The sequence below is a fragment of the Mesorhizobium sp. 113-3-9 genome (assembly GCF_016756515.1).
In the GTDB taxonomy this organism is placed as follows: domain Bacteria; phylum Pseudomonadota; class Alphaproteobacteria; order Rhizobiales; family Rhizobiaceae; genus Mesorhizobium.
Window position 1 is genome coordinate 2,266,778 of sequence record NZ_AP023246.1, and the last position, 15,713, is coordinate 2,282,490.

A 15,713-nucleotide genomic window follows, 5' to 3' on the forward strand; every position below is an offset into this window, starting at 1 on the left:
GATATAACAGCCAGCGTTTTGACCATGTTCCCATCGCGTTCCGGCTGACGCAAGCAGAAATGCCGTCGGTATTTTCTTGCGAAAAACCGGGGGTATCTTCTTGCGAAAAACCGGGGGTATTTTCTGGCGAAAAACCTGGGGTATTTTCTGGCGAAAGTTCTGGTGAAAGCCCGGGGCGCAAAAAAGAACGGCGGCCAGTGGCCGCCGTTCCCGATGAGTCCTGTGTTCGCCGGTTCAGGCGCGTCGCGTTAGCACGAAGTTCTGGCCGGATGAACTGGTGCAGTTCAGCTGGCTGGTGGAAACCAGCAGGCAGTTGAAGCTAACCGGCGTCTGACGGATCAGCGACGTGCCGTTGATCTCGACCGAGGTGGCGCCGGTCATCGTGTAGCTGCCATCGGCCAGCTTCTGGCCGGTGTCGGTGGCGACGGTCGTGAATTTACCACCTGTCAGCGTCGACAGGCCGGTGCCCTTGGCATCGATCCACGAGCCCTCGACGCCTTTCGGCGCGGCTGCCATCGGCGGTGCATCGGGACCGCTTGTGGTGCAGGCAGCGAGCATCACGGCAAAGGAACCCGCCACGCCCATCGAAAGAATTTTGCGCGCAATAGTCATCTGAAATCCTCTCCAAACGCACCGGCCCAAAAATCGGATTCGATTTTGGAAGGCATGATGCGAACGTCCAAAGTGCTGGAACGGGCGTGCGTCCCGCAAGACGCACGCTGCCCCAGGCCGCATCTCTTCAATCGCCCGATTTCCGGGCGATTGCAAGGCAATGGCGCAGGGTGTGCGCGATGCTATCGGACGAGGATGTTGCGGAATTGCCACGGATCGCTGCGGTCGAGGTCCTCGGGGAAGAGCCCCGGGCGTTTGTCGAGCGGCGTCCAGTCGGTGTAATGGCCTTCGACCGGCCCCAGATAGGGCGACTGCACTTCCAGACAGCGCCGGTAGTCCATCTCGTCCGCCTCGACGATGCCGGCGTCCGGATTTTCCAGGGCCCAGACCATGCCTGCCAGAACCGCCGAGGTGACCTGCATGCCAGTGGCGTTCTGATAAGGCGCCAGCTTGCGCGCCTCGGCGAGCGAGAGGTGCGAGCCGAACCAGTAGGCATTCTTGTCGTGGCCGTAGAGCAGGACGCCGAGTTCGTCGACGCCGTCGACCAGCTCGTTCTCGTCAAGCACATGGTGTACCGGTTGAGGCTTGCCGGCGGCACCGAACATCTCGTCCAGCGACAGCATCGCGTCGTTGCAGGGATGGTAGGCGTAATGGCAGGTCGGCCGGTATTGCACCTTGCCCTTCTTGGAGCGCACGGTGAAGAAATCGGCGATCGAGATCGCCTCGTTGTGGGTCACCAGCAGGCCGTATTGCGGGCCCGGCGTCGGGCACCAGGAGCGCACGCGCGTGTTGGCGCCGGGCTGCTCCAGGTAGATCGCGGCCTTGGAGCCGTGCTTGTGCTTCTTGGCGTTCTTCGGCATCCATTTCTCATGCGTGCCCCAGCCGAGTTCGGCCGGCTGCAGGCCTTCGGAGATGAAGCCCTCGACCGACCATGTGTTCCAGAACACATCCATCGGCTTTGGTTTCTTGGCGCGCTGGGTGTCGCGTTCGGCGATATGGATGCCCTTGACGCCGGCCTTCCTCATCAGCTTCGCCCAGCCCTCGCGGTCTTCCTGTGCGGGCTCGGAAAACTCAAGGCCAAGATCGGTGGCGAGGTTCACCAGCGCCTGCTTGACGAACCACGAGACCATGCCGGGATTGGCGCCGCAGGTGGAAACCGCCGTAGCGCCGCCCGGTTTGTCCTGCTTTTCCTTGATCAGCGATTCGCGCAGCGCATAGTTGGTGCGGCTGGCATTGTCGGCGTTGGCGTCGAAATAGAATCCAAGCCAAGGCTCGACGACGGTGTCGATGTAGAGCACGCCGAGCTTGCGGCAGAGCCGCATCAGGTCGACCGAGCCGGTGTCGACCGACAAATTGACGCAAAAGCCCTGGCCGCCGCCATTGGTCAGCAACGGCGTCAGAAGCTTCTTGTAGTTCTTCTCGGTCACTGCTTCCTGGACGAAGGCGATGCCGCGCTCGTCGAGCAGCTTGCGGTCGGTGTCGCGCGGATCAAGGACCGTCATGCGCGACTTGTCGAACTTGAAATGGCGCTCGATGAGAGGCAGCGTTCCCCGTCCGATCGAGCCGAAGCCGATCATCACCACAGGGCCGGTGATCTCGCCGTAGACTGGCCAGTTTTCATTCGCCATTTTATCGAGCACTCCTTAAAAATCACTCCAGAACAGCCGCTTGGCCGCGGCGCGACAAACCATAGATCATTGTCACAATAAAGGGAAAAGCAGCGAAACGCCTGGGAACGCCGCTTTGGAAGTGCTCCGCGAGGCCACCGGGAGGCCATTGCCTGCCCGATGGCGGATGTTGAGCCGGCGTCGTATCAACGAGCGCCGCCGGACGCGTTGATGCGTTCGCCGGTCAGCCACGCCGCCTCGTCCGAGGCGAGGAAGGCCACTGTCGGGGCGATGTCGTCCGGCTTGCCGAAGCGCTGGCCAAGGGGGACGCCGGCGATCAGCATATTGCCGAAATCGGTGCCGACCATGCCTTCGGTCATTTCGGTGTGGGTATAGCCAGGAGCCACGATGTTGACACGGATGTTGCGGGCTCCGAGTTCTCTCGACAAGCTGAGCGTCAGCGTATCGATCGCCGCTTTGCTGGCGGAATAGAGGCTGGTGTTCGGCACCGGGTTCCAGCTCGAGATCGTGCCGATGTTGACGATGCTGCCGCCAGTCTCGGGGAAGTGGCGCATGGCTGCCTTGGTGGTCAGGATCGTGCCCAGCACGTTGGTGTCGAACAGCCGCCGATAGTCCGCCTCACTGGCTTCCTCGAAAGTGCCGAAGCTGGCGGTCGCGGCGTTGTTGATCAGAATGCTTGGCTTGCCGAATGCGATCTCGGCGGCCTCGAACGTCTTCTCGACTTCGGCGGCCTCGGCCACGTTGCCCTGAACCGCGGTCGCCTTGCCGCCGGCGGCGACGATCTCCTTGACCGTGCGTTCCGCAGCCTCGCGGCTGGAGGCGTAGTTGACGACGACAGCGGCGCCTTCCGCCGCCAGCCGTTTGGCGATGCCCGCACCGATGCCTCGCGCGGCGCCGGTGACGATGGCGACCTTGTTGTTGAGCTTGCCCATTTTGGTTCTCCGAATGGATGGATGGATTTGACAACCGCCAATTGGCCATTCCTGGATGGGTCAGGTAGAGTGAACAAAACCATATAACTAATTCCAAGGTGGAATAAATGGACAGGCTCATGGTGATGAACACCTTTATAAGGGTCATCGAAACCGGCTCGTTCTCGGCGGCCGCGCGACATTTGCGCGTCGGGCAGCCAGCCGTCTCGAAGGCCATCGCGCAGCTTGAGGAACGGCTCGGCGTTCGCCTGCTGTCGCGCACCACCCGAGGTCTGTCGCCGACCGATGCCGGCCTCAGCTTCTATGAAGGCGCCAAGCGCGCGGTCGACGAGGCCGACGAAGCGGAGAACGCGGCGCGTGGCACCGCGGCGGCGCTTACCGGTTTGCTGCGCATCGGTACGTCGGTAACCTTCGGCCGCCTGCATGTCGTGCCGAAGCTGAAAGCCTTCCTGGACGCTCACCCAAGGCTAGACGTCGAGGTGGCGATGGACGACAGGAACGTCGACCTCGTCGAGGAAGGGGTGGATGTCATGCTGCGTCTGGGTGAAAGCTTCGCCCCCGCTCATATCGGGCGCAAGATCGCCACCTGTCGTCGTCTGGTGGTAGCGGCACCCTCCTACCTGGCACGCGAGGGCGAACCCATCGCGCCGGATGAGCTGTCGCGGCACGAGGCGATCCTTTTCGTCCGGGCAGGCACTTCCAGCCGCTGGACGTTCCGGCGCGGCGCCGAAGAGGTTTCGCTTGCCGGCCAAGGGCGGCTGCGCGTGACTTCCGCCGAAGGGATACGTGAGGCGGTGCTTGCCGGCATCGGCTTCACGGTCGGCTCCGAATGGATGTTCGACGCGGAGCTGCGCAGCGGTGCCGTGCGGCCGATCCTGGTCGACTGGGCGCTGCCGCCTGTCGAATTGTGGGCGCTGTTTCCAGCCGGACGCAAGGCCAGCGTCAGGGCAAGGACATTCGTCGATTTCCTGGCGGGCAGCCTGTAGCCGGCTTCAGCCGGCCATCGTCTTCAAATGTTCGATCAGCCGGTCGCGGTCCGATGTCAGGCCCTTGTAGTCGAGCTGGTCGAGATCGAGCGCTTCGAGCTGGGCGGCAAAGGACAGAGCAAGCGTCGCCCGATCCGGGTGCCGCTCCAGCACGGCGAGCGGGTCGAGATGGATGCGGATGGTGAAGAGGATGTCGCGCGAGGCGGGCAGCTTGCGCAGCGTCTGGCGCTCGACGCGGATGAAGGCGTGCGCCTTGACGTCACCATCGGGGAACCGTGTCGGCCGGCTGGTGGCACGGTCGATGCGCTCGACATTGGACAAGGGATGGTAGAGCGCATTGTCGGCCTGGATCGACCAGTTGAAGCGCTCGACCGCTTGGCCCTGCAGGCCGTCGAACATGCGGTTGATGAGTTCGGCGGGGCGCGTGCCCGGGCCGAAGCCGGGCACCGGCTCGTGAATCTGTTGCAGCGGCTTGCCGAATTTTTCGAGCAGCGACCAGGACGAGGGAAAGCACAGCGAGCCGGCGGCGAGCCGCCAGCCGCTGTCGTCGCGGCGCATCAGGATCAGGTCTTCCTGGACCAGCAGCGAGGCCGCGACCAGCGGCGCGTCGGCGAGACCCATAGGCAAAGCAGGGTGGTTCGCGGCGCCCACCACCTCGATGCCCGCATCGGTGTGGCGATGGGTGCGCGGAAATCGCTCCGGCAGATAGGCGCCGAGCAAGTCGAGCACTTCCTGCTGGGCGTCTCGCGTGCCGTCTTCCTCGACGAAAACCCGTTCGGGAATCTCGGCATAAAGCCGGCGCTTCTCGGCGAGATAGGGCAGGAGATGACCATCGACCTCGATCCAGTTCGCGGGGTCCAGCGGCTTCAGCCCGATGTTGAACAGCTTCGAGGAACCGTCATAAGGGGTATGGGTGGGCAGGGCTTCGACCAAGCTCATGCTTCCTTGAAGGCTTCGAGACCGGCGGCGGTCATCCTCGCCAGGAATTCGGTGACGTCGTAGTCCGCGGCGCCTGCCTTGGCGAAGGGGTCCGCGGCCAGCCTGGCATCGAGGATCTCGCGCGAGCATTGGGCGACGATGATGCCGCCGGTCCTCGGCTTCTTCGGTCCGGAGGCAATGAAGACGCCCTCTGCATAGCAGGCCTTCAGCCATTCGACATGCGCCGCCTGCAGGCGGTCGATCTCGGTCAGAGGCACCTTGTAGTTCAGCGAAACGACGAACATGGCGTTCTCCCGGTCACACCAGCCTTGCGGGGATCAAGCCGCGCAGCGAATTGCCGACAAAGAGAGCCTTGGCCGACTTCAGATCGTCAAAGGTGTAGATTGCTTCCGCCGCCCGGCCTTCATCCAGAAGCGCGGCGCGCAATACGCCAGGCAGCAGGCCGCAGTCTAGCCGGGGCGTAGCCAGCACGCCGTCGCCGAAATCGGCGAAGACATTGGTGATGGTGCCTTCGCAGATCTCGCCGCGCTCATTGGCCAGGATCACCTCGTCGGCCTGGGTGACGAGATATTCGGATCGGGCATGGGTGTAGAGCTGGCGCCGGCTTGTCTTGTGGCGCAGCAGCGTATTGCTCGAATCGAGCCTGGTCCGTGCCAGCCGCAGCACCCAGACCTTGTCGGCGGCGAGCGGTTCGTAGGGTTGCGCCGAGGCGGTGGCTTCGCCGTTGCGCGCCAAGGCGAGCCGCGTGCGCATGGCGGTACGGGCGCCGTCGACCGCGTCGCCCAGCACGGCGCCAACCTTTTGCGGATCGCAGTCAAAGCCGAGTTCCGCCGCCGAGCCATAGAGGCGCGCAAGGTGGCGGTCGAAGCGCAGGAAGCCGGTCTCGGGCTGCCAGCGCATGGTCTCGATCAGCTCGAAATCGGCGGGGTCCCCGTCGCGAAGCGGGCCTTGAGCAGACACTCCTGATACTCCTCCTGCGCCGTCGAATCGAAGACGATGCCGCCGCCGACATTGTAGACGGCCTCGCCGCTGGCAAAGAGCGATATGGTGCGGATCGCCACGGAAAAGCGCATCGTGCCGCCGGGCGCGATCCAGCCGATGGCGCCGCAATAGACGTCGCGCGGCGTGCCTTCCAGATCGTGCAGGATCTCCATGGCGCGGATCTTCGGCGCCCCGGTGATCGAGCCACAGGGAAACAAAGCCGCGAAGATCTGGCGGATGGTGAGGCCAGGCAGCAGCTTCGCCCTGACGTCGCTCACCATCTGGTGGACGGTCGGGTAGCTCTCTATGCGGAACAGTTCGGGCACCTCCAGCGTGCCGACCTCGCTGATCAGCGAGATGTCGTTGCGCAAGAGGTCGACGATCATCCGGTTCTCGGCCTGGTTCTTCTCGTCATGGCGCAGGAAGGTCTTCTGCCGCTCGTCCTCGTCCCTGGTCGCGCCGCGCGGGGCCGTGCCCTTCATCGGATGCGTCTCGATCATCCCGGCGGCATTGATCTCGAAGAACAGTTCGGGCGAGCGCGACAGCACGATGGGATCGCCAAGCGCCACCAGTGCGCCATACTTCACCGGCTGGCGTTCGGTCAGCGCATCGAAGGCGGCAAGCGGGTCGCCAGACCATTGCGCCTGTACCGGGAAGGTCAGATTGCCCTGGTAGCAATCGCCTTGTCTGATGTGTTGATGCAGCCGCGAGAAACGCTTCTCGTAATCCTCGAACGACCAGGCCGCCCTTGCATCGAAGATCGGGCCGTTGGTGGCCGTTTCGTTGCGTGGCGGCACGGCGTCCTCGACCGGAGCGTCGAAGACGCCGAGGCAGATCAGCGGTGCGCGGCGCCGGCCCGGCAGCAAGGGAACGAGTTTCGGCTCGAGCAGGTAGCCCGCCTCATAGGAGAAATAGCCGGCCAGCCATTTGCCGGCGTCGTGCGCGGCCTGCGCTGCTTCCAGCGCCGGCAGGAAATCACGCGCCTCATGCGCCACGATGATGTCGGCCGGCCGGTCGAAAACGAGCTGGCGCGCGCTTTCGTCGTTGCGGAAAATGGCGGCGGGCAGGGACATGGGGACCAGGATCGATGAAGCCGTCGATCGCTCTATATGGGGGGCCGCCCGCGTGCAATCGAGGGAACGGCACCTTGCCCCTCAAAGCCGACCTCTTGGCGGCCTTGTCCGCCAAAAAGAAATCGGCGGGGCCTGTGGCCCCGCCGGCTTGGTGATCTGCCTGTGCGGTTCAGGTGTTGCTGGCAGTCCCGGCTGTCGGAAACTGCTTGGCGAATTCCTTCTCGTCACCGGCGGCGAGCAGCTTGGCTTGCTCGATCCAGTGTTCGCGCGCGATGCGGCCGTCGAAGTTCATCACGTCCTCGATCCGCTTGATGTCGGCCGCCGTCCAGGCGGCGATCTGGGCGAAGGTGGTGACGCCCTGCGCCTTGAGCAGCTTCTCGTTGACCGGGCCGATACCGATCAGCCGGCGCAGATTGTCGGGCTTGCCCGCCGCAGGCTTGGCTGCCGCCGGTGCGGCCTTCTTGGCGGCTGCCGGCTTGGGCGGGGCCGAGCTCTTTGCCGAGGAAGCGGCGGAGGCCGCGGCTTTGTTTGCAGCGGGTTTGGCTGCCGCTGGCTTCGGCGCCGCCGACTTGGCGGCGGCGGCTTTTGCCGGCGCTGCAGGTTTGGCAGGCGCAGCCTTGGCCGCGGGCGGAGCGGATTTGGCGGCGGCCGGCGTCGACAGCAGGGCTGCCGGGGGTTGGCTGGCGGCCTTTGCTCCGCCACCCGTTGAAGCCTGCGCGTCGCGCAACTGGCGCTCGAGGTCGGCGCGGGTCTTGCCGCATGCATTCAGTTCGCCGGTCAGACGGTCGCTGTCGGCACGCAGCCGGTCGCGCTCGCCGCGGGTTCGGTCGAGGTCGCCGCGAAGGCTGTCGAGTTCGCCACGCAGGCGACCCCAGATGAACCAGCCAACCAACACGCCTACCAGGAACGCCAGGACCACATAGAAAAAAGTGCCCATTGTCTCTCTCCAGTCAGATCCGTCTGCCGTGGGTCATGACCTTCGGCGATGGACTACTCGGTGATGTTTCCGCGGGTTCGCAGAACAGCCGGCTTCGGTTCGAGCTGTTGGCAATCGGCTTTGCTTGCCCATGGCCAACGGCCGTTGTCGCGTTCGCCTGAGCGTCACGGCCGGCTGAGATTTCCCTCGCCGATCCGCATGCGCTCCGGCTGAGCTTGGAGCGAAGGCTATCATAGAGCTTACGGAAAGCTATGGGAAAAACTTCTGCCTAGAGTTCTTCAAGAACAAATATTTAGCGCAAGAATACTGCAATCCCAACATGCATTCCGGCTAAACTGTTCTGCCGATGCGAGACGCGTCTCAGCTGTCGAGGGATTCCAGTTCGTCGATCAGGCCGCTGATCACGCCAAGCCCGATCTGCCAGAAGGCGGGATCGGTGGCGTCGAGGCCGAAGGGCGCCAGAAGCTGCGAATGATGCTTTGTGCCGCCGGCGCGCAGCATCTCGAAATACTTGTCCTGGAAGCCGCGCTCGGCATTCTGGTAGACGGCGTAGAGCGAGTTCACCAGGCAGTCGCCGAAAGCATAGGCATAGACATAGAAGGGCGAATGGATGAAGTGCGGGATGTAGGTCCAGAAGACCTCGTAGCCTTCGCGCAGCTTGATCGCGGGCCCCAGGCTTTCGGCCTGCACTTCCAGCCAGAACTGGCCGAGCCTGTCGGACGTCAGTTCGCCGTTGCGGCGCTCGGCATGCACCTTGCGCTCGAATTCGTAGAAGGCGATCTGGCGCACCACCGTGTTGATCATGTCCTCGACCTTCTGGGCGAGCATGGCCTTGCGCCCACGCCTGTCGGTGGTCCGCTCGAGAAGCGAGCGGAAGGTCAGCATCTCGCCGAACACGGAAGCGGTCTCGGCCAGCGTCAGCGGCGTCGAGGCCATCAGCGCGCCCTGGCCGGCGGCCAGCACCTGATGCACGCCGTGGCCGAGCTCATGCGCCAGCGTCATCACATCGCGCGGCTTGCCCATGTAGTTGAGCAGCACATAGGGGTGCGCCGACGGCACGGTCGGATGGGCAAAGGCGCCAGGCGACTTGCCGGGCCTTACCGGGGCGTCGATCCAGTTGCGGTCGAAGAAGGTGCGCGCGATCTCGGCCATCTCGGGCGAGAAGCTCTGATAGGCGGACAGCACGGTGTTCCTGGCCTCGTCCCAGCCGATCACCGCTTGCGGCGTCTCCGGCAGTGGTGCGTTGCGATCCCAGTGGTTCATCACCTCCATGCCGAGCCACCGCGCCTTCATGGCGTAGTAGCGGTGCGACAGGCGCGGATAGGCCTCGCGCACCGCGGCGGCGAGCGCATCGACCACGCCGCGCTCGACACGGTTGGCGAGATGGCGTGAATCCGCGATGTCCTCGAAGCCGCGCCAGCGGTCGGATATTTCCTTGTCCTTGGCCAGCGTGTTGGTGATCAGCGTGAAGGTGCGCAAATTCTTGCGGAAGGTCGCGGCCAGCGCCTCGGCGGCGCGGCGGCGCACCTCGCCGTCGGCATCCTGCAAACGGTTGAGCGCCGGCTCCAGTGTCAATTCCTCGCCATCGATGTCGAAGCGAAGGTCGGTCATCGTCTCGTCGAACAGGCGGTTCCAGGCGCCGCGTCCAGTGATCGACTTCTCATGGAAAAGCTGCTCGACTCGATCCTCGAGCTGGTAGGGCTTGTCCATGCGCAGGTCGAGCACCCAGGGCCGGTAGTGGCCGAAAGCGGGATCGCCGGCGAGCGCGCTTTCGATCGCGGCGTCATCGATCAGGTTCAGTTCGAGCGCGAAGAACAGAAGATGCGCACTGGCGTCGGTCATCCTCTCCTGGATGTCGCCATAGAGCTTGGCGCGCTGGGGGTCGGCGGTGTTGCCGGCGTAGACCAGGCCGGCATAGGAGACGATGCGCCCGATCAGTTCCTCCAGCGCCTCGTAGGCCACCAGTGCCTCGCCCAGCTTGCCGGCGTTGCCGCGCCCGGCCTCGGCCGCGAGCGTACCCTTCCAGCGGGTCTCGAAAGCGATCGCGTCGGCGGCGGCCCTGGCGATGTCACGCTTCAGTTCCGGGGCTTCCATGCCGGCATAGAGGTCGGCAAGGTTCCATTCCGGCAGATCGCCAAGCTCGGCCGCGCCCTGACCGGACGCTGGTGCCGCAAGCCGCCGACCAAACATCATGCGCATCGACATACCTTCTGTGAATCACGGGGTCAGAATCAAGTGGCCAGAATCGGGGAGAATGGAGAAGCCGGTCAAATCCTAAGGAATTCGTTCACCGGGTTTTTTGAAACCTTGTTTAGAACCCTGTGCCAAGATGATCCATGGGGATTTCGGGCGCGGGCAAATCAAGACAGTCATGACAGGTTCCATACTCATAGTCGATGACGATCCCGTGCAGCGCCGGCTGCTCGAGGCCGCGGTGACGCGCTTCGGCCACCCGGCGATCGTCGTCGACGGCGGTGCCGCCGGCCTCGAAGTGCTCGACGGGCCAACGGCCCGCGACGTTTCGGTGGTGATCCTCGATCTGGTCATGCCCGGCCTCGACGGCATCGGCGTGCTGCAGGCGATGCGTGAACGCGACATCACCGTCCCGGTCATCGTCCAGACCGCCCAGGGCGGCATCGAAACCGTTGTGTCGGCGATGCGCCATGGCGCCTTCGATTTCGTCGTCAAGCCGGCCTCGCCCGACAGGTTGCAGGCGTCGATCGCCAACGCGCTCAAGGTCGAAGCGGTCGAGGGCGAGGTCAAGCGCACATCGCGCAGGCGCGGCGGACTGCTGACCTTCAGGGACATGATCACCCACAGCCCGGCCATGGACAGGGTGATACGGCTTGGCCAGAAAGCGGCCGCCTCCAACATCCCGATCCTGATCGAAGGCGAATCCGGCGTCGGCAAGGAGCTGGTGGCACGCGCCATCCAGGGCAGCGGCGACCGCCGCTCGAAGCCTTTCGTCACCGTCAATTGCGGCGCCATCCCCGACAATCTGGTCGAATCGATCCTGTTCGGCCACGAGAAGGGCTCGTTCACCGGCGCCACCGACAAGCACACCGGCAAGTTCGTCGAAGCGCATACGGGCACGCTCTTCCTCGACGAGATCGGCGACTTGCCACTCGACGTCCAGGTCAAGCTGTTGCGCGCCGTGCAGGAGGGCGAGGTCGATCCGGTCGGCGGCCGCTCGACCGTCAAGGTCGACATAAGGCTGATTTCGGCGACGCACCGCAACCTCCTGCAGCAGGTCAAGGACGGCAAGTTCCGCGAGGATCTGTTCTACCGGCTGAATGTCTATCCGATCTTCGTGCCGCCGCTGCGCGACCGCCGCGACGACATTCCGCACCTGGTCACGCATTTCATGGAGAAGGTGGCACCGGCCGACCCGCGCCATCGCCTGCAAGGCATTTCGACGCCGGCACTTGCCGTGCTGCAGGCCTATGACTGGCCCGGCAACATCCGGCAGCTGGAGAACGCCGTCTTCCGCGCTTCGGTGCTGTGTGAAGGCGACGTGCTCGATGTCGATGATTTTCCACAGATCCGGGCGCAGGTCGAAGGTACCGTCAATCTCGAAACGGATGTCGCCACGCCACCGCCGCTGGAACCTCGCGACGATGATATCCTGGCCGGCGAGGCAGCCTCGATGGCCGAGGCCGAACTGCCCCCCCGGCTTCAGCCTCGCTTCGGCACCCTGCGGGCGCTCGATGAACGCGGCAATGTGCGGGCGCTCGCCGACGTCGAACTCGAGATGATCAAGCTTGCCATCGACCATTACAACGGCCAGATGAGCGAAGTCGCGCGCCGCCTCGGCATCGGCCGTTCGACGCTTTACCGCAAGCTCAAGGAATACGGCATCGACCCGGAGACCGGCCGCGTGGAACGGCTGGCGTCCTAAATCGCATCGCGCCGAACCGGATAGCCGCCGCGTGTCAGGCCATGTTCCCGTGCATGTCATTCGCCCCGAAACCGAGGCCACGTTTGGGCAACATGCATCGGACGCAAGGCCGGGACCAGCTTGCGATGCCAGAGTTTGTCCCGCTGTCAGCGGGGTTCGGCCGGAATATGGCAAGCCCGTGGACAGCTCTGTTCACGCATTAAGGCTAATGGTAACAGATCGTGTTCTGTCAAAAGCCGGAATCCTGATCTAAACCAGCGGTTTACCAAGAAACCTTGTGAACAATTTTTGACGGGATATCGCCATGGTGTTACCGCATTTCGGCTTCAATAAGCGATGATTAACCATTAGGATTGATATTCGGATGTGAAAACCACACGTCCGTTTGGGCAAATCCGGGGACAAACGGCAGCCTGCAAGGCCTTTTGATTTGAACAGAATCGAACGACTCACAAACGGGCGGCATCATCATCTGAGCGTCTGGCCGAGATGGCTGGCAGCGGTGATTGTCGCTTTTGGTTTTGTTGCCGCGGCCGCCACCGGCGCCCAGGCCGAAGTTCGTTCGCTGAAGCTCTACCACCTCCACACGCACGAGAAGGCGGAGATCGTCTACAAGCGCAATGGCCGCTACGATCCGGAGGGCCTGAGGAAGATCAACATCATCCTGCGCGACTGGCGCCGCAACGAGCCGACCAAGATGGATCCGCGCCTGCTGGACCTGGTCTGGGAGGCATATCGCGAAAGCGGCGCCACCGACTATATCCAGGTCGTCTGCGGCTACCGTTCCCCGTCGACCAACTCGATGCTGCGCAGCCGCAGCCGCGGTGTCGCCGAGAAGAGCCAGCACATGCTCGGCAAGGCGATGGATTTCTACATTCCCGGCGTGCCGCTGAAGAAGCTGCGCAACATCGGCCTGAAGATGCAGGGCGGCGGCGTCGGCTACTATCCGACCTCCGGTTCGCCGTTCGTCCATATGGATGTCGGCAATGTGCGCCACTGGCCCGGCATCAGCCGGCAGGAACTGGTCAGCCTGTTCCCCAACGGCAAGACCCTGCATGTGCCGAGCGACGGCCGGCCGCTGCCGGGCTATGAGCAGGCAATGGCCGCCTACAAGGCGCGCAAGGGTGCCGGTACGCCCAATGTCGAGCTTGCGAGCGCCGGCGGCAGCGGCAAGAAGTCCGGTGGCTTCCTCTCCGCCTTCTTCGGCGGTGGCGGCGACGATGAAGCCGACGACAGCGCCGACGTCGAGACCGCTTCGGCTGCCCCTGCGCCCAAGCCTAGAAACCTGAAGCCGGCCGCGACCGCCAAGAGCAGCAACCTGCCGGGCATCGCCATCGTCGCGCCCGAGAACGCGCAGCGCGCCAACATCCCGCAGATTGCCGACGAGCAGGCTCCGGAACCGGTGAAGGACACGCCGGAAACGATCATCGCCGCGCTGCCGGCCAAGGAGATTCCGCTGCCCGATTTCGCGCCGCGGCCGAAGGCCGATGTCGGTGCGCAGCCTGAGAATGTTCCGTTCGCCATGGCGGACGCGACTGCGACCACCGAACAGGCCGTGGCGACCGCGCAGGCGCCGGCGAACATGCCGTTCAGCAAGGCTGATCCCACCACTGTGACGGCGGCGGCCGCGGCGGCCGATCCGGCGCAGGTTGCCGTCAACAACATCCCCTTGCCGACGTGGCGTCCCGAACGCACGCTTCCGGCCGATCTCGCACCGCCGCCCAGCAAGGATGTGCTGATGGCGCTGGCGGATACGGCCGAACAGGGCAAGACCGCGTCCGATGCGTTCTCGGTGCTGCCGACGGCGCGTCCCGAGCCGGCCAAGCCGGACGCCGTCAAGGCCGTGCTGGACGAGGCCAATGCCCAGGTCGGCAATGCCGACGAATACAAGGTTGCGTCGCTGTCGGAAGAACCGCGCTCGGCCTTCAACGATCCATCAGGTGTCGATGCCGCATCGCCACGCCAGGCGGTTGCCGCCCGCCCGGCCGGTTCCGATCCGGCCGCCGCGATCGGCGCCGGCGTGAAGACGACCCGCAAGGAAGCCAGGGCCACCGCCCGTGACCAGAAGCCCGGCCCCAGGGCCATGGTGGTCGCAGCAGCGCCCCAGGCCGCCCGTTGGGCGCTGACCAGCGGCGAGAACGTCGCCACCGCTTCGAGTGCGACGACGGCGCCGGGCTACGCCTACAACATCGTGCATACGCCGCCGAGCGAGGTCTATACGGCCGGCTTCCAGCCGAGCAACCAGGTGGCCGACGCCAACCGGTTCACGGGCAACGCTGTCAAGTTCATGTCGGTGGCCCGCTTCCAGACGAAATAGCCTGCTGGCCAGACGAGACAAAGCCGCGCCGGGCGACCAGCGCGGCTTTTTGCTGTCCGGGCGTGATGCGTGAGGCGCGAACCCCGCGGATCACGCGCGGCTGAACTTCTCGTGAGGCCGGAACGGCCTGGCTGTTTGCGGGTTAGCATGGGTACGTTCCAACCCTGGGGATATTCATGAAGAAAATTCTACTGGCATCCGTTCTGGCATTGGTTGCAGCATCTGCCGCGATCGTTCCATCGCAAGCCGAAACCGTGATCATCAAGAATGGCAAGCATCACTGCAGGACCAAGCTGGTCACGCATTGGGTGCACCATCACAGGGTGACCGAGAAGGTCAAGGTCTGCCGCTGATCCGGAACCGCTGGGATCCGGGAGAATTGGCCCGGTCGACGAGAGTCGGCCGGGCTTTTCATGTGCCAGCTGACGCAGCGCTTACGCTTGGTTCCGAGCGCTTTAGTCGATTTCCATCGTGGCTGCTTCGCCCCTGGCCAGAAGCCGCGCTGCGTCGCGCGCCGGCGGTAATCCGAAATGGCGCGCATATTCCCGGCTGAACTGGGAAGCGCTTTCATAGCCGACGGCAAAGGCGACACGCGTGGCGCTGCCCGGCTCCGCGATCAGCAGATGACGAGCCTCCAGCAGACGCACCTGCTTCTGATACTGGATCGGGCTCATGGCGGTCGCCGCCTTGAAATGGCGATGGAACGAGGCATTGCTCATATGCGCCAGTTCGGCCAGCTCCGTCACATCGATGGGTTCGTTGTAGTGTGCTCGTATCCAGGCGGTGGCGCGGCGTATCTGTGACAGGCGGCCATCAGCGTGCGCGAGCTGCCGCAACTTCGCCCCTTGCGGACCTTGCAGCAAGCGGAATGCGATCTCGCGCTCGAGCATGGGCGCGAGCACGGGGATTTCGGTTGGGCGGTCGAGCAGCCGCAGCATGCGGCGCCATGCATCGAGCAGTTCGTCATCGGCCCGGTTGGTCACGAAGCCGTCGCCGTCGACCGCCGGCTTGTGGTCGATGATCAGGGCGGCGATCAGACCGACATCGAGAGCGAAGGCGATGGCCGTGTAGGGACGGGCGCTGCTCGCCTCGATCAGTTGGCTGGTGGCCGGCGTCTCCACCGCATAGATGAAATAGCTGCCGGCGCCATAGCGAAGCGTGCGGTCGCCGATCAGTACCGTCTTGGTCCCCTGCAGCACGAACAGCGCCGTCGGTTGGCAAAGCTCGGGCAGCGGCGGGGTCGCAACCTCGCTGCGGCCGATCGTGACGCGCGGGATCGCCGTTTTCGTGCGCCGCCCATGCGCATGGCGGCCGGCGATGCCGATCAATTCCTGCAAAACCTCTTCCATTCTTCAGCATTGCCGATCCGGGCGGCCCGCGCAACTGGTTGAGAGGATTAGGCAAGAGGAC

14 protein-coding genes are annotated in these 15,713 nt (G+C 64.3%); 4 read left to right on the forward strand and 10 right to left on the reverse strand.

Going from position 1 to position 15,713, the window contains the following annotated elements:
- Positions 1-234: 234 nt before the first annotated feature.
- From MesoLj_RS10915 to MesoLj_RS10925, 3 genes are all read right to left on the reverse strand, one after another.
- Positions 235-612 (reverse strand): hypothetical protein, encoded by a 378-nt coding sequence (locus MesoLj_RS10915; protein WP_056577483.1) that lies wholly within the window; start codon positions 610-612, stop codon positions 235-237.
- A gap of 182 nt (positions 613-794) precedes the next feature.
- Positions 795-2,240, reverse strand: a complete 1,446-nt coding sequence (locus tag MesoLj_RS10920; protein WP_140771832.1) for a homospermidine synthase — start codon at positions 2,238-2,240, stop codon at positions 795-797.
- A 185-nt stretch (positions 2,241-2,425) separates the two neighbouring features.
- On the reverse strand, positions 2,426-3,172 hold the full coding sequence (locus tag MesoLj_RS10925; protein WP_202325989.1) for an SDR family NAD(P)-dependent oxidoreductase: 747 nt from the start codon (positions 3,170-3,172) through the stop codon (positions 2,426-2,428).
- A 107-nt stretch (positions 3,173-3,279) separates the two neighbouring features.
- Between MesoLj_RS10925 and MesoLj_RS10930 the strand changes: the two genes are divergently transcribed.
- Positions 3,280-4,158, forward strand: coding sequence for a LysR family transcriptional regulator (locus MesoLj_RS10930; protein WP_202325990.1), 879 nt, complete (start codon positions 3,280-3,282; stop codon positions 4,156-4,158).
- 6 nt (positions 4,159-4,164) lie between these two features.
- On the opposite strand, the gene MesoLj_RS10935 is transcribed toward MesoLj_RS10930, so the two are convergent.
- The 6 genes from MesoLj_RS10935 to MesoLj_RS10960 form a co-directional block, all read right to left on the reverse strand.
- Positions 4,165-5,097, reverse strand: a complete 933-nt coding sequence (locus tag MesoLj_RS10935; protein ID WP_202325991.1) for a heme-dependent oxidative N-demethylase family protein — start codon at positions 5,095-5,097, stop codon at positions 4,165-4,167.
- A complete protein-coding gene (locus tag MesoLj_RS10940) occupies positions 5,094-5,381 on the reverse strand; it encodes a YciI family protein (RefSeq protein WP_140771825.1) in 288 nt (95 codons plus the stop codon). The genes MesoLj_RS10935 and MesoLj_RS10940 overlap by 4 nt, the downstream gene beginning before the upstream one ends.
- A gap of 13 nt (positions 5,382-5,394) precedes the next feature.
- Positions 5,395-6,057 carry an aminotransferase class IV family protein gene (locus MesoLj_RS10945; protein ID WP_140771823.1) on the reverse strand — a complete coding sequence of 221 codons (663 nt, stop codon included), beginning with the start codon at positions 6,055-6,057 and terminating at the stop codon, positions 5,395-5,397.
- Positions 6,006-7,163, reverse strand: coding sequence for an aminodeoxychorismate synthase component I (locus MesoLj_RS10950; protein ID WP_446720326.1), 1,158 nt, complete (start codon positions 7,161-7,163; stop codon positions 6,006-6,008). The genes MesoLj_RS10945 and MesoLj_RS10950 overlap by 52 nt, the downstream gene beginning before the upstream one ends.
- A gap of 157 nt (positions 7,164-7,320) precedes the next feature.
- Entirely contained in the window at positions 7,321-8,088 is a 768-nt protein-coding gene (locus MesoLj_RS10955; protein ID WP_202325992.1) for a proton-conducting membrane transporter, read from the reverse strand.
- 360 nt (positions 8,089-8,448) lie between these two features.
- A complete protein-coding gene (locus tag MesoLj_RS10960; RefSeq protein WP_202325993.1) occupies positions 8,449-10,287 on the reverse strand; it encodes a M3 family oligoendopeptidase in 1,839 nt (612 codons plus the stop codon).
- A 172-nt stretch (positions 10,288-10,459) separates the two neighbouring features.
- Between MesoLj_RS10960 and MesoLj_RS10965 the strand changes: the two genes are divergently transcribed.
- The 3 genes from MesoLj_RS10965 (at position 10,460) to MesoLj_RS10975 (ending at position 14,656) form a co-directional block, all read left to right on the forward strand.
- A complete protein-coding gene (locus MesoLj_RS10965) occupies positions 10,460-11,986 on the forward strand; it encodes a sigma-54-dependent transcriptional regulator (protein WP_202325994.1) in 1,527 nt (508 codons plus the stop codon).
- Between the two features lie 502 nt (positions 11,987-12,488).
- Positions 12,489-14,303 (forward strand): DUF882 domain-containing protein, encoded by a 1,815-nt coding sequence (locus MesoLj_RS10970; RefSeq protein ID WP_244735343.1) that lies wholly within the window; start codon positions 12,489-12,491, stop codon positions 14,301-14,303.
- Between the two features lie 176 nt (positions 14,304-14,479).
- Positions 14,480-14,656 carry a hypothetical protein gene (locus tag MesoLj_RS10975; RefSeq protein ID WP_202325995.1) on the forward strand — a complete coding sequence of 59 codons (177 nt, stop codon included), beginning with the start codon at positions 14,480-14,482 and terminating at the stop codon, positions 14,654-14,656.
- A gap of 102 nt (positions 14,657-14,758) precedes the next feature.
- Here MesoLj_RS10975 and MesoLj_RS10980 read toward each other — a convergent pair whose 3' ends face one another.
- Positions 14,759-15,652 carry an AraC family transcriptional regulator gene (locus tag MesoLj_RS10980; RefSeq protein WP_202325996.1) on the reverse strand — a complete coding sequence of 298 codons (894 nt, stop codon included), beginning with the start codon at positions 15,650-15,652 and terminating at the stop codon, positions 14,759-14,761.
- Positions 15,653-15,713 lie beyond the last annotated feature (61 nt).